The following is a 24915-nucleotide window of genomic DNA, read 5'->3' as shown; positions in this document are numbered from 1 at the left end:
ATATCTTTTATTAATTGTCTGATATCAATGGCATAATTTTGTTTATACTATTGACTGCCTCTCGTAACTCAAGGAGATTTTCATTTGATAATTTTTCAAATCTTATTTTCATCAAATCTATAACCTGCTTTTCATATTCATTTAGAAATTGAATTCCTATTTCAGTGATTGTTATTTTTATAGAACGCCTATCTATCAAATCATTAACCCTATCAATATAATTTTTCTCAACAAGTTTATCTGTCAATTTAGTTAATTGTTGCTTTGATACATTTAATTTTGTAGCAATCTCAGTCATTGAAATAGATGGTTCATGTTTCAAAAAATTCAGAAGACCTAATTGCATAGGACCTAAAGAGTTTTTAGATACATTTTCAAATGGTTTTACAACATTTTTAATGATTTGTGGTACTAACTTAAAGAATTCTTTAGCTAATTGATCAATTATTTTTTCTGTCATTTTAACATATATATAGAACTTGTCAAGAAACCTGTTTGTTACAAACATATACAAGGATGCAGACGTAGAAAAAAGAAAAAACACAAACTCTAGTATTTAAACTAAGAGTTTGTGTTTTAATAATATTAACTTGTTTGTTTGCTAAGAATCTTAAGTTCATCTTCAATATAATTATTTATCATTTGTAATGCATTTTCATTAATATATTTGATATCTACCAAATCTTTATCATCGATAACAATATCATTTTTCCATACACTATATAAATCTATTTTTACAAAGTTAAAATATTCTTCATTCTTGTTATACAATTCTTGTAAATCTTCATCGTTAGGAAAAGCCCTAATAGAATCATATTGAAGTAATATATTCATCATTTCATTTGGGCATAAATCAAAAGTTTCTTCAATACCTACAGTTTTAGTTTGCAATACTTTTATTAACTTCACTAAATCTTTTTCTGATAATTCGGATTTAATATATAACTCCTCATTTTCTTTAATACAAGTATGCACTAATTTAAATACACTGACTCTCTTTTCATTTCTTTTCATTCTTAGCCTCCTAAATGATAAATTATAATAAGTTGAATTATACTTTGTATATCTCTCTTTAGTATTGTTTCAAAAATATAGTTAATTATTATATAATATCAAAAATTAGCAAAAAAATGTGTGAATTTTTTGTGTATTTTTTTAATATCCTATTTTGCGTGTATTAGTTTACAGAAGCTGAATCAAAAGCATCAAGATAATTTTTACTTATACCCTCACAGCCACAACTAATCCTGTATCTAAAACATTAACATTATCAACTTTATGGATAGAAATTTTTTAAATCTAATTAGATTTCACAGCAATTTTAACTTAAATTTAACTCCCTATACTTGTGTGATTTCAGTCAGTTATTAGCTATTAGTGTTATTTTTTTAATTAAATTCTTACTAGATTTTTATAAAATTTTACAAGATTCTAATCTACATTTTAACAACAATTTACTTAAACAAATTTTAATAATTCTGTATTAATAAAGATTTTCTTTATGGGAATATATATTAATAGTTTTTTATATTATATGCTCCTTTTTATATATTATTAACTTGAATATAATTTCTATTTCTTATTTAATTTTTATAATTAATGGAAAACTTCAAAATAATGTGGTATTATGAAACAAGCTTGATGGTCTGACCAACAAATTGCAATTGATTTATATTTAAGATATATTGCAAAAATGGGAATGAGGTGATGTTATTGGAAGTGGAGTGGACCCAACAAAGAGTAGCAGATGAAATTATGCAATACAAAGATTTATTAAATGAGGGAATTATAACACAAGAAGAGTTTTCTATTAAGGAAAAAGAACTATTGTTTTATTTAAAATAACAAAATAAATATGCACTAATATGGAGCTTAAACATTGGCTTCTTTTTTTGTTTGGAAAATTAAAATTAATTATTTATCACAAACAATGTTTTTACTAATATTTCCTAAAAAATATTATTTATGAAGCATAAAAAATAAATATATAACTACTTGACACTATAGGGTAGTGGGTGTATATTCTATTTATACTATTAAGTAATACAAAGTAGGTGATTATTTGGCTAATTCAACGCAAATATTAAAAGGTTTACTCGAAGGATGTATTTTAAAAATTGTAAGTACCAATGAAACTTATGGCTATGAAATATGTGAAAAGCTAACAGTGTATGGATTTCAAGAAGTTTCTGAAGGTAGTGTCTATCCTATCCTTATAAGACTGGAAAAGAAAAAGCTACTTTACTCTAATATGATTAAGTCCCCTTTCGGACCAATGAGAAAATATTATTATCTAACTAAAGAAGGAAATACGGAATTAGAAGATTTCATAGCATCTTGGGATAAAATCAAAAATAATATTGATAATGTATTGGAGGGATAATGTATGTTATTAGAATGCCGTCTTAAAGTAACCAGATTTAAACAGCAGAAAAAATTAAATACGTCTAACTTATATTTATATAAAAGCATAACATCATATATACAGAACAGCGAATTAAGAGGAACTGAAAAAGAAGAAATTCTTCAACAGGTAATGGATATGATGCTACAGGCACAAATTGAAGATAAACCTATGACTTTAATAATTGGGAATGATTATGAAGAATTTTGCAACTCAATTATTGATGAATATAGCAGTGATAAAAGTGAGAACTATAGAGTAATAAATTATATACAAAAGAGTTTATTATTTACGATTATACTTTTATTTTTGTTTAGTATGATAAGAAAAATAACTCATCCTTCAATTGATTTAGGTATAACTGTAGATTTCCTTATAACATCGATTGCTATTTCATTTATTATGCTTCCCGCAATAAAGAAGCGTAATCAAGAAAGATCATCATCTCAAGTTTTTTGGTATCAAGAACTATATGCAATGGGTAGCGATTTGAGTAAATCGGATGTATTTAGTTTTTTTATTGCAATATGTACTGTTGGAGCCATAAGGCTCATTCTTCTAAAAATTCTTGGTACTAAAATTTTCACTTATACAATAACACTTTATTCATGCATTCAAGATGTAGGACTAATACTTGTGATAATTATAATACTAGAATGCTATAAGAGAATGTACAATAAAGGTAGATAGCAGCTATCTCTTATATAGTAATATTCTTAATATATGTTATAATATATAGAAATAATAAGTAGGGAGGTATGCACGTTGAATTATGACTTAATAAATTTAATTCAGTTAATGTTTTTTGTAATATGTTTTACGGGTATAATCTCTTATACTGTATTTTCCTATAAAAATCTTAGGCATAAAATTAAAAAAAATGATACAAGAAATATTTTAATTCAGTGGCTTGGATTTATAAAAAAAGTACTTCCAGAAGATTATATAATTTATGAAAAATATGGTATGTGGATATATGTAGAACGTTTGAAAATTGAAATGATGTTTTAACCAAAATTATTCGAGGGAGGATAAATATGAACATCATTTTCAATTTTTTAAGTATTTTATTAAATTCAATTTTTAATTTTACTGGGGATTGGGGACTAGCAATAGTTTTACTTACTGTAAGTGTGAGATTAGTACTTTCACCAATGTCTTTTAAACAAAAAAAATCCATGCAACAGCAACAAAAATTTGCTATAAAAATGCAAGAACTTAAGGAAAAATATAAAAATAACAAAGACAAACTTGATGTAGAACTTAAAAAACAATCTGTCCAAAGTGCAAAAAGTATGATGGGTTGCTTAGTAACGTTGCTCCAACTACCTATATTAATGACTATGTGGAGTGTTTTTAATAAGATCCCTGTGAGCGTGGGTACATACCTTATACCTTGGGTGTCTAGTATTAAGCTCTCAGACAGTTATTATGTTATTCCACTTATATATATGATTGTATCCTTAGCCCCAAGCTTGCTTTCATATGTAACTTTATTGAAAATTGAAGGCCAGGCTACAATTAGCAAGAGTAATATTATAATAATGGCAGTAGTTGGTGTATTAGTTGCTAAAGCAGCACCAATTGCATTGGGGATATACTTGATAACCACTAGTGTGTTCAGCTTTTTAGAAGAGCTTGTTTTTAGAATATATATGAGAAATGTAAAAACTGAAAAGCAATAAATATTAAAGTTAAAATCCTGCTAACTTATTTTATTAGCAGGATTTTTTATGTTTATTGATAAATATCGTAATGCCCTATAGATTAGTTATTGAAAAATGCTATTTCTATTTTATTATATAATTTTGTTTTATTTTTAATAAATTGGGAAAAGCCCTAATACCATCATATTGAAATAATATATTCATCATTTCATTTGGGCATAAATCAAAAGTCTCTTCAATACTTACAGTTTTAGTTTGCAATACTTTTATTAACTTCACTAAAGTTTTTTCTGAAAATTCTGATTTAATATACAACTCCTCATTTTCTTTAATACAAGTATGAACTAGTTTAAATACGCTGACTCTCTTTTCATATCTTTTCATTCTTAGCCTCCTAAATGATAAATTATTATAAGGTGAATTATACTTTGTGTATCCCTCTTTAGTATTGTTTCAAGAATATAGTTAATTATTATATAATATCAAAAAACATCAAAAAATGTGTGAATTTTTTGTATATTTTTTAATATGCTATTGTGCGCTTATTAGTTTATAGAGACTTAATAAAAAGCCTATGTAAGATTTAGTAGATGATTTCTGTATTGTGAACTATAACCTAGATATTAGACACTATAGTAAAGTAACTACTATCTAGGTTTTTTAGTAAGAAGAAACTTTTCAAGTTTTTTCTATGTCCTTCTTAAACATGTGTTACATTCACTTTTATGCTACTAGTCATTATTTAAAAATAAAATCCTACTGCAATATCTATATTCTTTGCTTTTTTTAATGAGGCAGCTAATTTAGGCAATAAATAATCCCTATCCCCTGTATAGCAATTTAAATCGTAATCGAGTAATCTTAATTGTTTAAATTTAACACTCTAAAAGCACTATTTCTTAAAGCTTAAATTTATTAAGCTCTTCTGTTAATTGTATTGCAGAACTTGTAAGATTTTGAGCGGTATTAGCTACTGAACCTGCCGAGTTCTTCATTTCCTCAGTTGAAGCCGCAATTTCTTCAGCTGAAGCTGAGTTTTCCTCAGATACTGCACTAGTACTTTCAATCTTTAATATTACTGGGTGTATATCATTGTTTAGTTTACTGATACCTACTGAAACTTTCTGTATATCAGGTAATATAGTCTCTACAGAAGTTACAATAGATTTAAATGAGGTTAAAGCAGTATTAATTGTTATTACTTCATTCCCTAGCTCAGCATTAACATCACCAGTAGTTTTTACCAAGCTTGATGTTTCTGCCACTACACTTTTTAATAAAACACTTATAGTGTCTGAAGATTGTTTACTTTGTTCCGATAACTTTCGTATTTCATCAGCTACTACAGAAAATCCTCTCCCCGCTTCACCGGCCCTTGCTGCTTCAATTGCAGCATTAAGCGCAAGTAAATTTGTCTGCTCAGAAATGTTGTTTATTAATCCCGTTATATCATTAGCTTGATTTATACTACCCTCAAGTAGTTTTATTTTAGTTACTACTTCATCAAAAGACTTATTAATATTATTTAATGATAAAATAAGTCCTTCAAGTTGTCCATTACTTGTACTTGCCATACTACCAATACTTCCTGCTGTATTACTAACACTACCTGTTAGAGTTACAAACCTCTCTAACTCATTACTAAATTCTTTAATAGCTTCATTTACAGAGACTAATTCACCTGCCTGTGAAGTTGACCCAATGGCAACTTCATGTATAGCCCCAGCCACTTCTAATGAAGATGCTGACATTTCTTGTGAAATGGCAGATAGTGTTGATGATTCTTCGTAAGCACTGCTTGCAACAATTGTTATATTTCTTAATAAACCTGCCACAGAATTCCTCATGGTATGTAATTGTTTATTAATATTACCAAATTCCGTATTTGAAGAAGTATCTATTTCTGCAGTGAAATCCCCTTCAGCTATGATTTTTATAGTACTTGTCATTTCCTTTAATAATAACTTTAATTCATGAACAAATACTATAGATATTGCTAGTAACAATAAAACAGAAATAATAGAAACTATTATAAATGCACTACTAGAAGATGCCGAAACATTTTTATAATTAGTAGTTTCAGTTGCTATAATAGATTTTTCATTTGCTACAGTATTCTTTATATCATTAGTTATGGACGCACCGATAGTTTCAAACTGATTTGATTGCTCAAGTGTAATTTCAGCCCCTGCTTTTCTTTTATTCGCTACATCAGTATATACAGCCATATAACTTGTATAATTGTCTTCTATCTGTTTTACTGCCGATGCTTCACTAGTGTCTAGATGCGTACCCTTTATTTTTGTAAAAGTGTCTTTTATCCTACTATCAGCATTTTTAACGTTATTTATCTGAGCATCTGAGTAAGGTCTGTCAATAACTTTTGTTATGTAATTTCTTAATTCGTTAAAGGTACTGTGCATATCACCATATGTTTCTATAGTTACGACACCCTTTGAACTCAGGTCATCATAATATTAATTAAGCTTTGCAGAAGACACAAAACTTATAACACCCACTGCGCCGAGTGCAACAAATGCTACCAATATAAGTGCTATAGTTCCCTGGACCAATTTTACTTTTTTTCTTAATTTCATTTTCTTATCCTCCGTTTAAATTTATTAGTTAGTTTTACAAATTCCCCCTTAAATTATTACTCCTAAAAATATTGCTATTATATTATCTATATTTTTAAAAATAACTTTAGCTTTTTTTGTTGAAACTTGCTTAATTTTATCATTTATTAAAATTCCACCTTTAATAAATCCAAATTGAAAGTAACACAATAACTCTTTAAATTTTTATGTTAACTTAATATTTTAATTTATATTTTTTACCAATTCCAAAATTTTCGCATACATTATATAGTCATGAGGAATGCATATGACTTTAAATAAAAAGCCAAAACAGATATTAGATTATATTTAAGTCCAATTAAGAAGGCCATTTGATAATTAAATTTGGTATGCTAGTTAAAATATTCGCTTGAAAGGGGTCAGTAATGAATTATAGGATGTTTGAGGTATTTAGAGCCATTATAAATATTTTTCTGATTATAATTATAATTTTGAGTCTAGATGATATAATATACGATATTTATGCTAATATAAAAAGAAAATCGAAATTAAAATCAAAATTAATAAAGATTAAAGATCTAGATAGTATTCCACCAACATTAATTGCAATTTTTGTTCCAGCTTGGCGCGAGGAAAAGGTTATATCCGATATGTTACAAAATAATTTATCCATGATTAATTATTCAAAATCTTTTTATCATATTTTTGTTGGAGTTTATCCAAATGATCTGGAAACACAGGCAGCTATTCGCCCGCTTCTTTCAATATATAAAAATCTACACATGGTTATTAATTATATAAATGGTCCTACGACTAAAGCAAATAATATTAACAATATATATGCTAATCTTAAAATTCATGAAGAAATTACAGGTATAAGTTTTGATATTGTTATCATTCATGATTCGGAGGATATAATTCATCCGACCTCATTAAAATTGGTTAATTTTCTAATACAATCAAAAAAATATTCCGCTGTTCAGTTGCCGGTTTTCCCATTACAACCATATCCAACTCTAAAAAAATTTTTTATAAATTTAACAAGTGGTACCTATGCCGATGAGTTTGCAGAAAATCATTTTCGAACTATGGTTGCTAGAGAAAATGCTAACTTGATTGTCCCATCTGCTGGAACAGGTTTTGCAATCTCACGTACTGCTCTATATAAAATAGAAGAGAATAGAAGTGATCATTTGATATTAAACCAAAATAGTCTAACAGAAGATTATGAATTATCTTTATATATGCAGAAAATGGGAATAGATGTTCATTATTTTTTACAAGGATTAGAAAGAGTTTTATCAAATAGTAAAATAGTTAAAGAATATATTGCTACACGTGAATTTTTTCCAAATACATTACATGAAGCCGTTAAACAAAAGGCTAGGTGGATCTATGGAATTGCATTTCAAAGTGCAAAATATATTAAGCTTAAAGACTATAGTCCTTCTCAAAAATATAGCATAATTCATGATTGGAAAGCTAAGTATGCAAACATAATTATAGCTCCATGCTACTTTATTATTTTTTATGTCATATTAGCTTATATTATATCATTACCAACACTTGTTTCATATAAATCTCTAGGTTGGTATTTGTCATTAGTACTTACCATCATGGCTTTTGAAAGGCAAATAATGAGAGCTATGGCCCTTAAAAATGTGTATGGTTGGCGTTCCGCAATTTTAAGTAACTTTCTTTTGCCTATATTGCCAATTCGGTTTACTTGGGGAAATATTATTAATTTTCTAGCTACCCTTAGTGCTTGGAGAATTCATCTTTTTGGTAGTTCAAAAACAAAGTCGAAATGGGCAAAAACAGAGCATAGTTATTTACCTAAAGACATGTTGGAAAATTACAGGGTAAAACTAGGAGACTTGATACTACAAAAGGAATTAATTGATCCTCTAAAGTTACAATCGATTTTAAATTCAATGAACGATGATTCTAAACAGTTGGGAGAAATCCTAATTGAGGATAAGATAATATCAGAAAAAGATTTATTATCAGTTTTAGCCGAATTATTAGGTACAGGTTATCTTGAAAATATTGACAAGTTAATTGATCCGGTTTTAGGTAATATTTTTTCTAAAGATTTAGCATTTAAATTTAATGTTATCCCATTATTAATGTGGAGAGACAAAATATTGTTAGCCTCGTCCCAAATTATTGGAGATGATGTCCAATATGAAATCGAACAAAATATTGGTATTAAACCACTAGTAATCTTAGTCCCTAGTGCCGCAATTAAGGAGGCACTACAGTCATTATATTTAACTGATTTAGATATATCTAAATTGTTAAATACTAAAAGGATAGGAGAACTATTGATAGAGAACAATTTAGTTGATCTGGATCAATTATTGCAGGCATTTAAAATTCAAAAAAACACAGGCGAAAAATTAGGTGAAATCTTGGTCAAACTTAATGTAATAACCAATAATCAACTTCAAGAAATTATTACTTCATATAATTTAAATAACTATACTGAAGGCGCATCTATTGTCAGTGACTCCTCTAGCAGTGTTGAACAAGCTGAAATGTAAACTATATAAAGCCTTAATCAATGGAACTTGTATTATCCAATGATTAGGGCTTATTTCATGAAATGATTCACAAGATGCAAATTTTTTTTTCATATAATCTTCTACAAATTTAAGAGCTTTATTAAGAAGAGTAGTAGTATTTTTATCTTTCCTAGGACTACCATTAATTGCTATTAATTTCATTTATATTACCTCCATATTATATCTAACAGTATAATATTAGATGATAGTGTAGTTTTTTACAAATACATACTTATTAGTATCATAGTATCTATTTACATACTAATGCTTAAAATATCAGTTTATCATTATTGTTTCTTTGACTCTTAGCTAAGGCAATAGTAGTATAATTGAATAGACATTTTAAAAACCATTTATTTTATGGTAAAATGCGATTACCTTCCAAGCAAAAGCTTTATATCAAAATCTTCATTTATATTGGCTCAAGTAAACCCACTTATATTAAGTTTCAAAGCCACTAATATTCAAATAAATATTAGTAGCTTTATTTACATTAATAATTATTAATAAAACTATTCTTTATTTCATCGAGAAGAGGTGTGGTTCCTGTAAATAATCTTGAACTATCCTAAGCGATTCACCAAATCTTTGATAATGTACAATTTCTCTTTCTCGTAAGAACTTTAAAGGTTCTAATACATCAGGATCATCAGCCAAATTTATTAAATATTCATAGGTTGCCCTTGCCTTTTGCTCAGCTGCTAAGTTTTCTGTAAGATCTACAATGGGATCACCTTTAGATTGTATATATGCCGCTGTAAATGGAGATCCTGAAGCACTTATGGGGAATACTCCTGTACCATGATCAACATAATAGCCTGCCATGCCTCCTTTTTCAATTTCTTCAAGACTAGCCCCTTTCATTAGTTGCCTAACCATAGCGCCAACCATTTCTAAATGAGCCAATTCTTCAGTTCCAATATCATTTAATGTAGCTATAGCTTGAGGCGTAATCATAGAGAATCTTTGAGTTAGATATTTTAAAGAGGCTACTAATCTAACATTTTTTATTACAGTCTCTTGAGGTACACAATCATTTGATGTTGAATATTTTTCAATTTTATGTCTATTTCTGTATTCCATTTTTACCCTCCATTTAACATACTCTATATTACTTTATTCAATAATTTTAATTAAGTTCATAAAGAATGACAGTAAACTTCAATTGAATAATTTGATCTTTATATCTAGTTATATGGAAATAGGATAGGTTCTATTTTTTTTATAAGAATAAAATATCCAAAAAATAAGAAACATGACCCTCCCTTAACAAGAAGGTCATGTTTCTTATTTTATTTTATTTAATATCCAACTTGAAAATTTTGTTGAATAACCTAGTGTTTTAACTGGGCAAGCATCTACACAGTGACCACAACCAACACAACGAATGTTTATTACTGCATCGCCCTTTTGAGCCTTACTCTTAATATCAATGGACATTGGACACGCTAAATTACATTGGCCACATTGTATACATTTAGACTTGTTTGTAATAATTCGTTGACCAGCTATTTTTCCAAGGAAAGATAAGACTGTCCCTAATGGACAATAATAACAATAACCTCTACCAATAAAAGCTACCCAAAAGAACATCGCTATTAGAAGTTCTGTAGTGAGATACTTATAATTTTCAATTTTACTAATCATCTGAAAATTTCCTGTTATTGGTTTTCCTAATAACAACAAAATCCACCAAACAGTAAAAAATACTGAAATCAATAGAAATACCCATCTTAAAATCGAAAAAATTTTAATTACTATTGGCTTCGGTTTTTTATTTTTCCCAATGAGAGGAATTACCGGATCAAATACTTCCGAAGCAAACCCATTAAACAAACATAGAGTTGAACATTGCAAGCGTCTACCAAATACTAATGTTCCTACTAAAACAACAATGCTGACGCAAAAATAAAATATAAGAGCAGCTGATATACCAGCTTCTCCCCAAACTCCATAGCTACTAAGATAAAAAGACGATTTCGGAAATAGCAGCTGTAAAGGTATTGTTGTCCATGGCAATGGCATAGCAAAGAAATATAATTCTTTGTTATTAAGGAGTATAGGAGCAGTAATATGTACAATTAGTGCAGAAACTATAAATCCAATTAGGTTTCTTTTTCTCATTACTGACCTTTTAGAAGTTCCGATAATTCTAATTGTAAGAAAACTGCCAATAATTATGAATAAAGTCTTTATCCAGTTTTCATAAAATTGCCAGAGCCACGTTATAAATGACGCTACTTTGGGTGTGGCTCTACTTACATATCCATAATTTAATCCAGCTATTAAAATGCATAAGATTATATATATCCAGAGAATGGCCTTTAGAATTTTAAATTCAATATTTTTATTAGCTTCCATCAATTTCTCGCCCCCTTAAATATCAATGAAATTAACTTAAGCATTATTTTTTCATATCACATATCCTTTTTATTTAACTCATTTAACATACTAGTACTTGTTTAGAGTTAAAATTGTTTTTCTTAAAGTCAGCATTTAGGGACTCAAATTTTTGTGGTATAACCTTAATTACATATAAATCTATAGGCAATTTTTCTAATACACTTAATTCAATCCCTTTTGATTTAAATACTTCAAAATATTCCTCATTAAATAAGGGTACTATTTCAGCTAACCCTAATATTTGTAACCCTTTTACATCTTTCATACTTTTATAACTATCAGCGATACTTATAGATACAGTTTTATTTTGAAGAATCCCTTTGAATTTCATTCCTCCCTCTGTAATTATATAGAAATTACCCTTATAATATTGATACTCTATTGGTGTACATCTTACGAACGTGCCTATTCCTGTTGCTAATGCACAAGTATTATGATTTATTATAAACTCTTCAATTTCTTTCACAAGTAAATTATTAGGCATTTTTAAATTAGATGTTTTCATGACTTTTGTGAATTTTTCAGCCACCGCTATTACATTTTCTGTTTTAAAATCACCACAATCTTTAAATGGCATACCTAATTTTTTACTAAACATTTTAACTGAATTATAATCTTCTTGAGATAGTTTATTAAGTCGTAATTCTCCTTCTACAAACTCAGAAATATCTTCAGTTCGTTTTAATAATGCAGCAAATTCCATTAATTGTTTTGGAAAATCAAAATTAGATATTCCTACACCTATAATACCTATTTTTTTAATGCTAATCTGCTTTTTAAATTCATTCACATAAGATTTAATCATTTTTGCAGTGTCATAAGCATAAAACCCAAAAATAAAAATAATATTTTGATAACATTCTAAGTTTTGGGGAGCTTTTTCTACAGTACATAATTTAGTATTGCCAAGTATATAAGCTACAATCTCTGCTGTTTTTTTTGAAGTACCATACTTACCTTCATAAATTATTAATGTATTTAACATAACCATCCTCCATTACCTTACTTATTTTCTAAATAGTTATTTTTATAACTATCTTTACTATATTATACACTAGCTATTCCAACTACTTTAAATACTATTTTAATAAACCTTCTTTATTAAGGTACTCTTTTGCAACTTCTAAGGCTGATTCACCTTTTACATTAACCCTGTAATTCATATTACTCATTTCACTGTCTGTAATCTTGCCCGCTAATTTATTTAATGGCTCGCTAAGCTCCGGATAATTCTTAAGTGTTTTCTTAAGCATAAGTGGTGCACCTTGATATGGTGGAAAAAATTGTTTATCGTCTTTTAATACTTTCATATTATATTGTGAAAGTTCACTATCTGTAGAATAAGCATCCACCAAGTTAATATCTCCAGCTTTTATGGCAGTATAACGTAATTTAGGTTCCATAGTTTTTATATTATCAAAATTCAGTCCATAAATCTTTTGAAGACCTTTATAACCGTCTTCCCTATCCGTAAACTCAAGTGTAAATCCTACTTTAACTTTATCCTCTACATTTTTTAAATCTGACATATTATTAAGGTTGTATTCCTTTGCAAAACTAGCCGGTACTGCAATAGCATAAGTATTGTTGTACTTCATAGGTTCTAGAAGCTCCATACTAAATTTTTTATCCATGCCAATGTGTGCCTGCGCGTATACCTGATTTGGAATATGGCTTTTTGCTTTCTCTTTTACAAAGGTTTCGAGTGCTGTACCTGTAAATTCTGGATATATATCAATATCTCCTGATTTTAAGGCATTAAAAAGGAAGCTAGTTTTACCCATTCCAGGCTTTAACTTTACAGTAAGGTTAGTTTCATCTTCAATCATTAGTTTATACATATTAATTAATATTTCAGGTTCTGAACCAAGTTTACCTGCAATCGTAATTTCTTTCTTTTGCGCAAAAAAATATGGAGAGATGACAATAGATGCAATAATAATGCTACCTAAAGCAATAGCTATCATTGATTTTTTCAAAGAAACTTTTTCTAGATAGCTAAGCATAGCATCAAAAATAATTGCAAGAAGTGCCGCTGCAATTGCTCCAACTAAAATCAAGTTATTGTCATTCCGATCAATTCCAAGAAGGATCAGTTCTCCAAGTCCGCCAGCACCAATTAAAGCCGCAAGTGTTGCTGTACCAATAACAAGTACCATCGATGTTCTTACTCCCGCCATAATAACAGGCATTGCAATTGGTAATTGAACCTTAAAAAGTTGCTTACGCCTGTTCATTCCCATAGCTTCCGCTGCCTCAATTAATACCGGATCAACCTCTTTTATTCCGGTATATGTATTTCTAAGTATAGGCAAAATAGCATATATAACTAGGGCAATAACAGCTGGCACTTGCCCAATTCCTACAAGTGGAATAAGTATTCCAAGAATAGCAAGCGAAGGTATTGTCTGAAAAATAGCAGCTATCTGTAGTAACGGTCCTGCGAGCCTCTTATGTCTTGTTATATATATACCAAGTGGGACTGAAATAATTACAGCGATAAATATAGCTATAAACGAAATCTGCATATGTTCAAGAAGTGCAGTCCCTAATTGCTGCCTACGTTCAATTAACGTTGAAATTAATGTACTCATGAAAGTTCACCACCTTTTTCAAGTTTAAGCGAAATAAATTTAATTAAGTGTTCATTAGTTATAGTTCCAATAATTTCTCCTAAATGATTAACTGGAACATCTTTCTCATTTCTTAATCGCTTAAGTAAGTTCTCTATAGATTCAGTATCACCAATGCTTATATTCCCATCTCCTGATTTGTAAGGATCACAAAATCCAGCATCTATCATATCCCCTACTTGATAAGGCTTACTAAATATAGACGTGTTATAAACATTACCAGATTGAAAGAAATTTTTAACAAAATCATTTTTCGGGCTTTTCAAAATATTTGTAGGTGTATCACACTGAACAATCTCTCCATCTTTCATTACACAAATCCTATCGCCAAGAGCTAATGCTTCTTGCATATCATGAGTTACAAATACAATAGTTTTTTTAATCTTGTTTTGTAGATTAACAATATCTTGTTGCAATTTTTTACGACTAATTGGATCTAGTGCACTAAAAGGTTCATCCATCAAAAGAATAGCTGGATCAGCTGCTAGTGCCCGAATTACTCCTATTCTCTGCTGCTCTCCACCAGAAAGTTCACTTGGCTTTCTATGACGATATTTATCTGGCTTAAGACCAACACTTTCCAAAAGCGTTGTAATTCTATCCTTAATCTTTCGCTTATCCCACTTTTTAAGTTCTGGTACAATAGCTATATTTTCTTCAATCGTCATGTGAGGAAAGAGTCCAATTTGTTGAAGCACGTATCCTATGCCCCATCGCAATTCATTGATATTATATTCACTTATCTTCTTTTCATTTATATAAATTGTACCATCACTTAAATTTATCAAACGATTTATCATTTTAAGTGTTGTAGTTTTTCCACATCCACTTGGTCCTATAATTACAAAAAATTCTCCTTTTTTAATTTCAAGACTTAAAGAATTAACCGCTCTATTTCCACCAGGATAAATCTTTGATACATTATCAAATTTAATCATATAGTTTACCCCTGCATTCTCTCTTTACAAATTTGTATAACTCTTCAATGCTTTTACTCCCTAATTTCTCAGTAGCTGCTGTAATATTGTAAATCATAATATAACCTCCAATTTTTTTATAAGATATCTTGTAAAATTTTAGAAATGTCTTTACTAGTATATTTTTAATTATGAAAGTAATGCTTTTCTATATCACTTATTTTAGCTACATTTCTTCATCAAGACGTCTAAAGTAATAATCATCATCCGTTTTGACTATAAGGTATGTAAAATTATAGTGGGTTAGTAAATACATTTTAATATAAAATACGATTATTTTCAAGCCATTAATTTGGACCAATTGCAATAACAAGTTGAACCAATTTGTATTATCACTTAAATCGTTGATATTACTTATGCTGCATAAATTATATCTAATTCTGCTTCGAATAGATCTTCAGGGGTCTTATATTTGAGTATACGTCGAGGAAGGGTATTCATCCATTCTTCGATGAAAGAGATATCAGAGGCATTATAATCTGACATACGGTTTCCTTTGGGAATGAAGCGACGAATTAGCCCATTGTGACGTTCGTTAGTACCCTTTTCAAATGAAGAGTAAGGATGAGTGAAATATACCTTTGTATCACTATCATTCTCAAGTGTGGATAGATCAGCAAATTCAGAGCCATTATCCCCAGTGATTGTTTTGAATACTTGGCTAAATTGCTCACCATACAAGTTACTGATGTGTTTGAGCTCACTCATAACTGCGCTAGCTGTTTTACCTGCAATCGAGCGTACAATAGCGTTCCTAGTTTTACGTTCAACAATAGTCAAAAGAACACAGTCATTACCTGCTTTTTCTCCAATTACGGTGTCGATCTCCCAGTGTCCAAACTCCTCACGTTTATTTATAGCATCTGGGCGTTCTTCAATGCTTTTGCCAAGATTTTTCTTATGCTTTATAACTGTTGATGGCTTAGTATTTCTACGTAGTTTTATTGGTAAATCAATATTTTTAACGCTAAGTAGACCAAGATCAATATAGTTATACAAAGTTTTAGTGCAGACTATTTCAGAACGTTTAAATAGTCCAGTTTCAAGTGAATTGCCAACACAAGCATCTGGGGACCATGATGAATTTTTAATTTTATCCACTACAAAGTTTATAAATTTACAGCATTCTAACCGCTTAAAGACACGGCAAGAATTTAGACGATGCTTTCTGTAAATGGCTTCACCAGTATCTGCAAGGTACATCTCAACTGGTTTACCTTGTTTAATTTGAGTTGTAGTACCGCGATGTATTTCATTGAGAATAGTGGTTATTGGACGTTCAAGTTCCTTAGCTATTTTATATGGCGAAAAGCCATCTTTAAGCCGAATTTCAATCATAATGCGTTCTTCTAAGTTTAAGTGTTTATTTTTACGTGATTGTGTGTTATTATTTGGGTATTCCATAGTGATTATCCTCCTGTGTGTTTTAGTTTTGGCGATTAAAGCATAACACAGAATTAATCCACTATGGATTTTTTATTGGTTCAACTTCATTTTACAACAAGTCAGCCATTAATTTGCCTTAAAATATAATAATATATTTACTTTAAAACTGTTGACATTAAGATTAAAAAGGTATACATTGTAACAAGCAGTTCAGTTGAATAAAATTTAATTTTGCGCAACTTATATAAATAAAAGGAGAGATTAAAAATGAAAATTACAGCCTTAAAGTTTTATAAGAATGGAGAAATGAGTGAGGCCTTTGCTCTAGGTGGATCTATGAAGAAAGAAGATGTGGACCAAAATAAAATATACCCAGCTAGTTTACAGAATTATTTAATAGACACAGGAAAAGAACTTATTTTAGTAGATACAGGACTTCCAGTTGAAACAGCACCGTTTGAACGAACCGCCAATCAAATGTTATATATGGGAGAAAAAATAGCTGATTTTGTAACAGCTCTAAAAAACATTGGACATAAACCTTCTGATATTGATAAAGTTATAATTACTCACAAACATCCTGATCATTCTGGAGAGCTTAGATTATTTAATAACTCTAAAATTTATATATCTGAAACTGAAGCAAATGATATGAAATTGGATGCAAAAAATATAATCAAAGTTAATTTTGCAGATGATAAATATAAAAACTTTGAAAGTAGTCAAATAATAGCTGATGGAGTTATAATGTTACCTGCCCCTGGTCATACTAATGGAAATTCCATAGTTGTTGTAGAAGATAATGGATTATACTATATGATTCACGGGGATATAACATACACAGATGACGCCTTAAGAAGGAATGAACTCTCCGTTGTATTTGAGGACAAAGACTTAGCCACTAAAAGTTTATCAAAGGTTAGAGAATTTATTAAACAAAATGATACAGTTTATTTATCAACTCATACTCCAGAAGGATTTAATTCTTTGGAACAAAAATTGGTTATGAAATTATAATAAGTTATTAAAGTATTTTAAGTTCCGGTACAGCCGGAATACGTGTAAAAATAGGCCACACAATGGAAACACTATCCATTGTGTGGCTAACATTTTCATTTCACCAAAGCAAAAACCGGAAATTATACGCTAAGGATTTAAATGTCATGAATTTAATCAACCCTTCTGTTTTTATAATAATATTCTTTATCACGTTCATTTATATCCCTTAATACACGGCATGGATTTCCTACAGCAATTACATTTTCAGGAACGTCATGAGTAACAACACTTCCAGCACCTATAACTGAATTATCCCCTATAGTGATGCCTGGTAAAATCACTACATTTGAGCCTATCCATACATCATTACCAATTCTTACGGGAATTGAAAACTGATTACCTGGTCTACGAAGGTTTGCGTCAACTGGATGTCCTGTTGGCGTTATTGTTACATTAGGTGCTATCATTACATGCTCACCTATATAAACATCAATATCATCTACAATTACAAGATTAAAATTAGCATAAAAATGGTCACCAATATGAACGTTTTTACCATATGCCATATGTACTGGTGGTTCAATCCAAATATTCTCACCCATATCACCCAACAATTTTTTCAACAATTTTTTCCTTTCTATTTCTTCACTTGGACGTGTATGGTTAAAATCATATAATAATTCTTTACACTTTTTACGTTCCTCCTCAAGACCTTCCCCTTCATCTATATACAACATACCATTTTTCATTTTCTCTCTTATTGTCATAATAACCTCCATACTTTATAATATTTATTTAATTAACCATTATTAATATAAATCGTGTGCAAAAAACGAATGTACAATTTTAACCAAAAGATTATGATTAAGGCTATAAATGTGGCTATTTTATAACCCTTCATACTTTTGCTTATATTATCCCACAAAACAAGTGAAATTTCCTATATATTTTTCCCAAAATGGGTTCATGAGCACCCTGAAATTACTGTTTGCTATCAAAATGATTATATTGATTTAATGAAAGAATTAAGATTACTAGATACTATAATTTTAAAAAATAATTCAAATTACCTTAGGGGACTTTAGCTATGCTAACGTCCCCTACTTATTGTACCAAGAGCATTTCATATATTCTTTGAAAATATTTTTAACAAACGCAAATAATGATTTGCTTCACGTAGCGTATGGTCACCTAATAATGGTATTATTATAGACTTGATTTTACATTCTATAAGTCCTTGTGTACCTTGAGATTTAAATTTACTTATTTCAATAGTTGCTTTAAGGCTATCATCCGTAACTTTTGAGATTGGGATTGTCATATCCATTGCTTCTTTTGACTCTATTGTCAACTTATCAAACTCATTTCCAAAGTTATTGGCTGTATTTATAAGTTCATTTTCAGTTGGATCAAGAAGTCCACGAATAAATTTTGAGTGTTCAGCCATGATTCTATTCCAAAAGGATTCTTGTTCATACATATCTTTCAACAAGTTGATTTCGGTGCGACTTTGTAGCCTTTGAATTAGCTGAAAATAAAATTTTGCTTCTCTTAAAATATGGTCTATAAGTAAAGGGTAGTTACTTGTAAATATCCTGCAGGATATAACCCCTGACAAAATCATAGTCTTAAACTGAGCTAAGGCTGTAACTAAACCCATTGCCCGCTGGTTAATCATATATACCCTTTTTTCAAGCAAAGGATTACCTGTAATTAATGCATTGCTGCCCATTAGCCCTACTTCTGATTTTGTCAAATTAATTGGAATATCCACTCCGGTAAAATATGCTGTAGCCATCTCAGCTTTTAGTGTGAAGGGTGTTATCACTTCACCAGACTGTAACACACTAGGACTAACAACACCGTTAGAAAGCGATATAGCATCAGCTAAAAGTCTGTCAAACTCTATTCGCAAGTTATTCGCCTGTTGGATATAATTTGAGTCCTTTGGTGTAAAACCTACTTGTAAAAAAAATGAATGTTCTTTCATAATCCTCGCAAAAAAAAGATGTAATTCCAGCGATTGACGTATAAATTCGCTACTAGATAACATATTAAACTCTCCTTAATATAATTATTTGCATTCTATATAATTATATTAAGGAAATTATAAAAGATTACTACTTATTAATTAAGAAGCTTAATATAAATGTAGTTGAATTAAGTAATTACTGTAAAATGCAGTGAATTCTTCTTTATAGCAAAAATACCATAAAATCTTATTTTAATTACATTTATATTTTAAGTTAGTTTACTAATCTTTTAATTTTTTCACTGATTATTGGGTAAAATAACATTAATGTTTTTAGAATAAAGAGAGGAAGGTATCTTATATGGATTTTTTGCAACCCCAAGAAACTCTTACCATCATTCAGTGGATTCTTCGTGCTATTATTGCTTTTTTATTTTTGCTAACTGTAGCAAAACTCTTAGGGCAGCGTACTCTCTCCCAATTAAGAGTACTTGATTTTGTTATTACTTTAGTAATTGGAAATATTATTGCCCATCCGTTATCTGACGCACATCTTGGGTTAAAAGGTTCTATCGTTACAACAACTGTATTAGTTGTCCTATATCTTGGTGGCATATTTGGCCTTCTTAAATTTCCAACTTTAAGAAAACTTATTAATAGTTCTCCAATCACAATTGTCAAGGAAGGAGAAATCCTTTATAAAGGGTTAAACAAAGCAAGAATATCAATTGATGTGTTATTAGAAGAATTACGCGAAAAAAAAGTAGAGGATGTCAAAAAGGTATCGTTAGCAATTTGGGAACCCAACGGAAAAATTTCTGTTTTTTTACATCCAAAATATGAACCGATTACTCCTTCATTGTTTCAAATTGAAACAGAACCTTTTAATTTGCCAAGTACGATTATTAAGGAAGGGAAAATTATTTCCAAGGAGCTAATACAAATTCATAGGGATGAAGGGTGGGTTATTTCCTGTTTAGAAAATTTATATAAAACTGAAGTAAAAAACGTTCTGCTCGGCACCCTTGATAAGAAAGGTAATCTAAAAGTTTTTTTATATAAGTAATCCCTTGAGGACTAAACATATCCATTTATATATACAAAGTAGAACCTCTATAGTACTTATGTAAGTACTATAGAGGTTCATTAGCATTTAAAACTTTGGTCAGATACCTTAAAATTAGTGTTCTCCTTCAGATAAATTTAATGTAACTTAATAAACAATATAAGTCAAAATAATTATTTATATAAAGAGCTTCTTATAATTACTATTCTTAGAATTCTCTAAAGTCTCTTTCTTTTTCTGATTCATAATCACTCAAATCCTTTTTCCATTTATCCAGGCTATCCTTAAAATTATTACTTTGAAGCTCTTTCCTTAATATTTTATAAAATATAGTTTTTCTAGGAGTACTTTTCTTTACCCTATTTTCTATATCATTTATTGAGTTTTTAATACTATTCTCCCTATAACACACAATGCAAATTTTATCATTTTGAGATACCTCAGCCTTTAATTTTAGTCCTTTTTTGCTTGCAATGCATGTCCTATGCTGACCATCCTTAAATGTATAGTGATCACACTTATTGCTGCTAATAAATACAGGATATTGTTGTCTGTTTTTTATCATAGACTTGTAAATATCTCTGCAATAATTAACATTATCTTTCATTGGATGTACTTCAATTGGAATGGACTTTACTTCACCTTCTGTTAAGTCTAATGAGCAGATACCATGCCTAGTTTTATAACAAAAATCTTCAGTACAGTTATTGAAATAATACTTTTTTCTCTTAGGATTAAATGCTTCAACATATAAAGCCCCCACGATTATCACCTCAAACTATTTATATGCCTCAAAAACTCTTTTATTCTTTTCTATGTAGATATTTTTGAAAGTTATTTTTATAGTTCAATTTATTGTTGTTTTTGTTCACATAAATATTTTCATAGAATATATTAGAAATATAGAATATACATTTGCTATGTTCTATAGAAACTCATTAATCAAACCATTCTAGATTTATAATAAAGACATTATAAGATATTACTCTGATTTAGAAGAACATATATCAACGTATAAACTTTATGTTGAAAATACATTTAATGATATATGTAGTTATAAGAATTATAAAAAAATCAGTAGTATTAAGGATTGTCTCAATCTAAATTTATAGAGGAGTTGTATTAAATGGGTAAAGATGATAATTGTGTTAAATGCAATAAATGTTCATGTGATTTATGTAGCGTTATTAATGCAGATCCAGTAGATATAGAAAAAAACGGTTTAAGATTATTAACCGTAAGAATAAAAGTAAGGAACGTATGCTTTGATAAAAAAGTAGCTGTTGCAGTTATTATATATGACAATTGCCATAGAATACTTGCTTTTAGAGGTTTTATTACAATTGTATGTAAAGATAATGAATGTGGTGAATGTGGCACTATTGAACGTAAATTAGTGTTTGTACTTCCTGACGATATTGACCTTGAGGAATTAGATGTTCGTGTTGCAGCAAATTATATATATCCATGTGAAGACAACAAATAGATACCTATAAGATTTGTAATGTTTTAGCCTAGCATAATTGCTAGGCTTTTTTTAAAGTAACACAAATGTGATTGTGTTACTTTCACTTATGTCTCTATATATTTTTAATTTAACCTCATAAACGATATTATGTTGAACCTTATGGAAGATTATCTTTAATAATCATCCACGTTACTCTGTTCTATAATTTTAATTAAATCTTCTATGGGAATGTTATACATTTCTGATATAGTTACTATATTTCCCCTATATAAAGAAAACTCTGGAATATTATATATTTTTGATATTTCTATTGCACATTCATTAGATAATTCAAAATAATTAATCATATAAAAAGCTCCTTATAATTATTATCCACTTTAAATATATTCAATATTTTAAACTATATAACAAATAAATGTACTAAATAGTATTTAGTTTTATATTAATAAAATTAAAATCCAAGCTTTTCATCTATTAATACGATTTCCATATCCATGTTATTCATTTTTTTATAGTAAATTAAAAGACCATTGCAAATACGCTCTGGACTAGAACAATTATAACAGCGATCTCCTTTTACTGCGCATGGTGTTCGTAATCCTAATCGTTTAGCATTGCTAGGTGCAGCAACGTTACGAGCCCGAAAGATAGCATCTTCAAGCATAGGTGTAATTTTATTTGTGCTGACAAGAAAATATACCTTCTTGTGACCAAACAATGAACCGGCTACACGATTACCTGTGCCATCAATATTAACCATCTCTCCTGTTTCTGACAGCGCGTTGACTGACGTAAAAAAAATATCTGTAGTCAGACACTCTAATGCAGTATCATAGAATCCCTTTGATGAACAATGCTTAGGATCAATAACCTTATTGTGCGAGGAAAGCCTATCAAAAAGGTTCATATGGACCATAGTTTCAGAATCGCCAAAGCCTATATATTCGTCATTAAGACTACTATTTAAATACTGTACTGCATCTTCTGCGTTTTTAAAAAAACTTACCTCATAATTATTTTTCTTAAGTGCGGAAATTGTTTTTTCAATATTCATAGTTTAACTATATCCTCCAATGTTTTTTTATTATGATTAACAGCGCTGAATTTTCTCTTCAAGCATAAATAACGCCCATATTATAATATAAGAAGTAAATTATTATATTATAACATGAAATTTATTATTTACCTGTATTTTTAACGACATTTCAAAATATTGGTTATTTTTATTAATAAACATCTGAAAATTCTACTTGAATAGCAGCTTTCCGATTTCTTAATTCATTATCAAATTGCACATTTTCTTGAAACACCTTAACGGAAGGAAGTTTAACCGTAAACTTGCTTCCTTTTCCAAATTCACTTTCGACATCTATACTACCACCCGCTAGTTCTACAATGTATTTAACCAAACTTAATCCAACTCCAGTACCCTCTGCATTTCTTGATAGCGACTTATCTACCTGATTGAATTTATTAAATATAGAATCTAAATGCTCTTTTTTAATTCCAATTCCAGTATCTTCCACAGACACTTCAACAAATTTATCATTATCCTTAATATTTACAAATATTTTATCCCCTTTATTAGAAAATTTTATAGCATTAGTTAAAAGATTTAACACTATTTTATCTAACTTTTCAGGGTCGCAAGCAATAATTCTTTCTTCTATGTCTGTATCAAAAATAATATATAATCCCTTACTTTCAATAAATTCAGTAACAGACACTACCATATCTTCTACAATTTCTACTATGTTGTTATTTGATAAGTTTAATTTGAAGAATCCAGCTTCGATTTTTGACAAATCAACTATATTATTAATTAATTTAGATAATCTATATGAATTCTTTTTAATTGCGTCTATATTTTTAACCAATAAATTTTTCTTTTTATCTAATGATTCACTATCACAATACATATCTAATAACTGTGTTGCAGATAATATAACGTTTAGTGGTGTTTTAAATTCATGAGAAATATTTGCAATATACTGTTCTTGTGAACTAAGCAATTTTTGTAAATCTTCATTTATTTCATCCTTTTTCTTAATTTGTGCATGCATACCACTCCAAATATGACTTATAAATATATAATTACATGAAATAAGAATAACACCTAAAAATAGCAATAAATATTGATAAATTGTTTCAGTAATGTCAACATCCTTATGTGAATTGCTAATTTTTAAATTAATCTCATTTACTAATGCTTTATCAGTTATAACAAATTTGTTAACTAGATTTGTACCTTCATCTAAGTCCAATTTTGATTCTGATAATTTGCCATTATTAATTAACATAATTTGCTTCTCAAAATGAATTTGGATTAATTTCATCTGATTATTGAGTTGACTCATAGTATAAGATGTTATCCCTACATTTTTCAAATTATCTATAGACTCAAAGTAAGCACTCATTTTTTTACTTTCTAGATAATATGTACCTAAAACCCTTTTATCTTTTGATATTATATAAGCTCTTATACTAGTTTGTTCATTAATTACTGATGTTAAAATTTCCATTGAAAATATCTTTGCTGGAACTATTTTTTCAGAAATAAAATCTGATTGTTTACGTACCTTATACATACTATAACTACTAAATAATATTATAGTTAATGACAAACAAACCATGAAGATACATCCCAGTACTACAGCTTGTCTACTTATATTCTTCTTCATAATTACCTTCCTCTCTATATTATAAATTACTCTCGATATCTCACTCATTCTTAAAATCTCATTATTTCAAAAAGAAACCTTCTTGGTATATATTGAATTTTTGTATTTATGTGGGC

25 protein-coding genes and 2 pseudogenes are annotated in these 24915 nt (G+C 29.1%); 10 read left to right on the top strand and 17 right to left on the bottom strand.

The features are described 5' to 3' along the window. Positions 1-10: 10 nt before the first annotated feature. Both KPL37_RS13605 and KPL37_RS13600 read right to left on the bottom strand, forming a co-directional pair. Positions 11-460: a MarR family winged helix-turn-helix transcriptional regulator gene (locus KPL37_RS13605; protein WP_216150230.1), complete on the bottom strand. Its 450-nt coding sequence runs from the start codon at positions 458-460 to the stop codon at positions 11-13. Between the two features lie 125 nt (positions 461-585). Beyond that, on the bottom strand, positions 586-1014 hold the full coding sequence (locus KPL37_RS13600) for a hypothetical protein (RefSeq protein ID WP_216150228.1): 429 nt from the start codon (positions 1012-1014) through the stop codon (positions 586-588). Positions 1015-1713: 699 nt separating this feature from the next. On the opposite strand from KPL37_RS13600, the gene KPL37_RS20125 reads away from it, so the two are divergent. From KPL37_RS20125 to KPL37_RS13580, 5 genes are all read left to right on the top strand, one after another. Then, positions 1714-1845: an SHOCT domain-containing protein gene (locus KPL37_RS20125; RefSeq protein ID WP_281418695.1), complete on the top strand. Its 132-nt coding sequence runs from the start codon at positions 1714-1716 to the stop codon at positions 1843-1845. 217 nt (positions 1846-2062) lie between these two features. Continuing rightward, positions 2063-2383 carry a PadR family transcriptional regulator gene (locus KPL37_RS13595; RefSeq protein WP_216150226.1) on the top strand — a complete coding sequence of 107 codons (321 nt, stop codon included), beginning with the start codon at positions 2063-2065 and terminating at the stop codon, positions 2381-2383. A gap of 3 nt (positions 2384-2386) precedes the next feature. Beyond that, entirely contained in the window at positions 2387-3094 is a 708-nt protein-coding gene (locus tag KPL37_RS13590; protein WP_216150225.1) for a DUF1048 domain-containing protein, read from the top strand. A 75-nt stretch (positions 3095-3169) separates the two neighbouring features. Further along, on the top strand, positions 3170-3415 hold the full coding sequence (locus KPL37_RS13585) for a hypothetical protein (protein ID WP_216150223.1): 246 nt from the start codon (positions 3170-3172) through the stop codon (positions 3413-3415). A gap of 26 nt (positions 3416-3441) precedes the next feature. After that, entirely contained in the window at positions 3442-4089 is a 648-nt protein-coding gene (locus tag KPL37_RS13580; RefSeq protein WP_216150221.1) for a YidC/Oxa1 family membrane protein insertase, read from the top strand. Between the two features lie 105 nt (positions 4090-4194). Here the strand turns inward: KPL37_RS13580 and KPL37_RS13575 are convergent, their stop codons facing one another. Both KPL37_RS13575 and KPL37_RS13570 read right to left on the bottom strand, forming a co-directional pair. Further along, positions 4195-4455, bottom strand: coding sequence for a hypothetical protein (locus KPL37_RS13575; protein ID WP_216150219.1), 261 nt, complete (start codon positions 4453-4455; stop codon positions 4195-4197). A 515-nt stretch (positions 4456-4970) separates the two neighbouring features. Continuing rightward, on the bottom strand, positions 4971-6494 hold the full coding sequence (locus KPL37_RS13570) for a methyl-accepting chemotaxis protein (RefSeq protein WP_216150218.1): 1524 nt from the start codon (positions 6492-6494) through the stop codon (positions 4971-4973). Between the two features lie 644 nt (positions 6495-7138). Here KPL37_RS13570 and KPL37_RS13565 point away from each other — a divergent pair. Next, a complete protein-coding gene (locus tag KPL37_RS13565; RefSeq protein WP_246578284.1) occupies positions 7139-9193 on the top strand; it encodes a glycosyltransferase in 2055 nt (684 codons plus the stop codon). A gap of 108 nt (positions 9194-9301) precedes the next feature. On the opposite strand, the pseudogene KPL37_RS13560 reads toward KPL37_RS13565, so the two are convergent. From KPL37_RS13560 to KPL37_RS13530, 7 genes and pseudogenes are all read right to left on the bottom strand, one after another. Next, positions 9302-9376: pseudogene (locus tag KPL37_RS13560) on the bottom strand (flavodoxin family protein); the annotation flags it as partial. A gap of 357 nt (positions 9377-9733) precedes the next feature. Next, on the bottom strand, positions 9734-10297 hold the full coding sequence (locus KPL37_RS13555; RefSeq protein ID WP_216150216.1) for a manganese catalase family protein: 564 nt from the start codon (positions 10295-10297) through the stop codon (positions 9734-9736). A 204-nt stretch (positions 10298-10501) separates the two neighbouring features. Next, entirely contained in the window at positions 10502-11575 is a 1074-nt protein-coding gene (locus KPL37_RS13550) for a 4Fe-4S binding protein (protein ID WP_216150215.1), read from the bottom strand. Between the two features lie 82 nt (positions 11576-11657). Beyond that, positions 11658-12602: a flavodoxin domain-containing protein gene (locus tag KPL37_RS13545; protein ID WP_216150214.1), complete on the bottom strand. Its 945-nt coding sequence runs from the start codon at positions 12600-12602 to the stop codon at positions 11658-11660. 94 nt (positions 12603-12696) lie between these two features. Then, positions 12697-14211 (bottom strand): ABC transporter permease/substrate-binding protein, encoded by a 1515-nt coding sequence (locus KPL37_RS13540; RefSeq protein ID WP_216150213.1) that lies wholly within the window; start codon positions 14209-14211, stop codon positions 12697-12699. Next, entirely contained in the window at positions 14208-15188 is a 981-nt protein-coding gene (locus KPL37_RS13535) for an ABC transporter ATP-binding protein (RefSeq protein WP_216150211.1), read from the bottom strand. The genes KPL37_RS13540 and KPL37_RS13535 overlap by 4 nt, the downstream gene beginning before the upstream one ends. Positions 15189-15581: 393 nt before the next feature. After that, positions 15582-16631, bottom strand: coding sequence for an IS30 family transposase (locus tag KPL37_RS13530; RefSeq protein WP_216150210.1), 1050 nt, complete (start codon positions 16629-16631; stop codon positions 15582-15584). Between the two features lie 249 nt (positions 16632-16880). On the opposite strand from KPL37_RS13530, the gene KPL37_RS13525 reads away from it, so the two are divergent. Then, entirely contained in the window at positions 16881-17630 is a 750-nt protein-coding gene (locus KPL37_RS13525; RefSeq protein WP_216150209.1) for an MBL fold metallo-hydrolase, read from the top strand. 152 nt (positions 17631-17782) lie between these two features. Here the strand turns inward: KPL37_RS13525 and KPL37_RS13520 are convergent, their stop codons facing one another. Continuing rightward, positions 17783-18379, bottom strand: coding sequence for a maltose acetyltransferase domain-containing protein (locus tag KPL37_RS13520; RefSeq protein ID WP_216150208.1), 597 nt, complete (start codon positions 18377-18379; stop codon positions 17783-17785). A 177-nt stretch (positions 18380-18556) separates the two neighbouring features. Between KPL37_RS13520 and KPL37_RS13515 the strand changes: the two are divergent. Further along, a pseudogene (locus KPL37_RS13515) lies at positions 18557-18643 on the top strand (phenolic acid decarboxylase); the annotation flags it as partial. A 92-nt stretch (positions 18644-18735) separates the two neighbouring features. Here the strand turns inward: KPL37_RS13515 and KPL37_RS13510 are convergent. Beyond that, positions 18736-19665: a DUF2935 domain-containing protein gene (locus KPL37_RS13510; protein WP_216150207.1), complete on the bottom strand. Its 930-nt coding sequence runs from the start codon at positions 19663-19665 to the stop codon at positions 18736-18738. A 280-nt stretch (positions 19666-19945) separates the two neighbouring features. Between KPL37_RS13510 and KPL37_RS13505 the strand changes: the two genes are divergently transcribed. After that, positions 19946-20650 carry a DUF421 domain-containing protein gene (locus tag KPL37_RS13505; RefSeq protein ID WP_216150206.1) on the top strand — a complete coding sequence of 235 codons (705 nt, stop codon included), beginning with the start codon at positions 19946-19948 and terminating at the stop codon, positions 20648-20650. 208 nt (positions 20651-20858) lie between these two features. On the opposite strand, the gene KPL37_RS13500 is transcribed toward KPL37_RS13505, so the two are convergent. Further along, positions 20859-21413 (bottom strand): hypothetical protein, encoded by a 555-nt coding sequence (locus tag KPL37_RS13500; RefSeq protein ID WP_216150205.1) that lies wholly within the window; start codon positions 21411-21413, stop codon positions 20859-20861. 363 nt (positions 21414-21776) lie between these two features. Between KPL37_RS13500 and KPL37_RS13495 the strand changes: the two genes are divergently transcribed. Continuing rightward, a complete protein-coding gene (locus KPL37_RS13495; protein WP_216150203.1) occupies positions 21777-22136 on the top strand; it encodes a hypothetical protein in 360 nt (119 codons plus the stop codon). A 155-nt stretch (positions 22137-22291) separates the two neighbouring features. On the opposite strand, the gene KPL37_RS13490 is transcribed toward KPL37_RS13495, so the two are convergent. From KPL37_RS13490 to KPL37_RS13480, 3 genes are all read right to left on the bottom strand, one after another. After that, complete coding sequence (locus KPL37_RS13490) at positions 22292-22465, bottom strand: hypothetical protein (protein ID WP_216150201.1); 174 nt, start codon at positions 22463-22465, stop codon at positions 22292-22294. A 104-nt stretch (positions 22466-22569) separates the two neighbouring features. Beyond that, positions 22570-23172 carry a lactate utilization protein gene (locus KPL37_RS13485; protein WP_216150199.1) on the bottom strand — a complete coding sequence of 201 codons (603 nt, stop codon included), beginning with the start codon at positions 23170-23172 and terminating at the stop codon, positions 22570-22572. A 172-nt stretch (positions 23173-23344) separates the two neighbouring features. Continuing rightward, positions 23345-24799, bottom strand: a complete 1455-nt coding sequence (locus KPL37_RS13480; RefSeq protein ID WP_246578283.1) for a sensor histidine kinase — start codon at positions 24797-24799, stop codon at positions 23345-23347. Positions 24800-24915: the final 116 nt, after the last annotated feature.

The sequence above is a fragment of the Clostridium frigoris genome (assembly GCF_018861865.1).
In the GTDB taxonomy this organism is placed as follows: Bacteria; Bacillota; Clostridia; order Clostridiales; family Clostridiaceae; genus Clostridium_AD; species Clostridium_AD frigoris.
The sequence above is the reverse complement of the archived record's forward strand: the minus strand, read 5'-3'. Positions and strand labels throughout refer to the sequence as shown.

What these genes read in the sequence shown, in the direction of transcription:
- KPL37_RS13485 (WP_216150199.1), bottom strand. Translation starts at nt 23,172, where the DNA reads ATGAATATTGAAAAAACAATTTCCGCACTTAAGAAAAATAATTATGAG.
- KPL37_RS13575 (WP_216150219.1), bottom strand. Translation starts at nt 4,455, where the DNA reads ATGAAAAGATATGAAAAGAGAGTCAGCGTATTTAAACTAGTTCATACT.
- KPL37_RS13605 (WP_216150230.1), bottom strand. Translation starts at nt 460, where the DNA reads ATGACAGAAAAAATAATTGATCAATTAGCTAAAGAATTCTTTAAGTTA.
- KPL37_RS13545 (WP_216150214.1), bottom strand. Translation starts at nt 12,602, where the DNA reads ATGTTAAATACATTAATAATTTATGAAGGTAAGTATGGTACTTCAAAA.
- KPL37_RS13525 (WP_216150209.1), top strand. Translation starts at nt 16,881, where the DNA reads ATGAAAATTACAGCCTTAAAGTTTTATAAGAATGGAGAAATGAGTGAG.
- KPL37_RS13505 (WP_216150206.1), top strand. Translation starts at nt 19,946, where the DNA reads ATGGATTTTTTGCAACCCCAAGAAACTCTTACCATCATTCAGTGGATT.
- KPL37_RS13520 (WP_216150208.1), bottom strand. Translation starts at nt 18,379, where the DNA reads ATGACAATAAGAGAGAAAATGAAAAATGGTATGTTGTATATAGATGAA.
- KPL37_RS13530 (WP_216150210.1), bottom strand. Translation starts at nt 16,631, where the DNA reads ATGGAATACCCAAATAATAACACACAATCACGTAAAAATAAACACTTA.
- KPL37_RS13495 (WP_216150203.1), top strand. Translation starts at nt 21,777, where the DNA reads ATGGGTAAAGATGATAATTGTGTTAAATGCAATAAATGTTCATGTGAT.
- KPL37_RS13535 (WP_216150211.1), bottom strand. Translation starts at nt 15,188, where the DNA reads ATGATTAAATTTGATAATGTATCAAAGATTTATCCTGGTGGAAATAGA.
- KPL37_RS13600 (WP_216150228.1), bottom strand. Translation starts at nt 1,014, where the DNA reads ATGAAAAGAAATGAAAAGAGAGTCAGTGTATTTAAATTAGTGCATACT.
- KPL37_RS13510 (WP_216150207.1), bottom strand. Translation starts at nt 19,665, where the DNA reads ATGTTATCTAGTAGCGAATTTATACGTCAATCGCTGGAATTACATCTT.
- KPL37_RS13570 (WP_216150218.1), bottom strand. Translation starts at nt 6,494, where the DNA reads ATGCACAGTACCTTTAACGAATTAAGAAATTACATAACAAAAGTTATT.
- KPL37_RS13550 (WP_216150215.1), bottom strand. Translation starts at nt 11,575, where the DNA reads ATGGAAGCTAATAAAAATATTGAATTTAAAATTCTAAAGGCCATTCTC.
- KPL37_RS13540 (WP_216150213.1), bottom strand. Translation starts at nt 14,211, where the DNA reads ATGAGTACATTAATTTCAACGTTAATTGAACGTAGGCAGCAATTAGGG.
- KPL37_RS13480 (WP_246578283.1), bottom strand. Translation starts at nt 24,799, where the DNA reads ATGAAGAAGAATATAAGTAGACAAGCTGTAGTACTGGGATGTATCTTC.
- KPL37_RS13580 (WP_216150221.1), top strand. Translation starts at nt 3,442, where the DNA reads ATGAACATCATTTTCAATTTTTTAAGTATTTTATTAAATTCAATTTTT.
- KPL37_RS13490 (WP_216150201.1), bottom strand. Translation starts at nt 22,465, where the DNA reads ATGATTAATTATTTTGAATTATCTAATGAATGTGCAATAGAAATATCA.
- KPL37_RS13555 (WP_216150216.1), bottom strand. Translation starts at nt 10,297, where the DNA reads ATGGAATACAGAAATAGACATAAAATTGAAAAATATTCAACATCAAAT.
- KPL37_RS13590 (WP_216150225.1), top strand. Translation starts at nt 2,387, where the DNA reads ATGTTATTAGAATGCCGTCTTAAAGTAACCAGATTTAAACAGCAGAAA.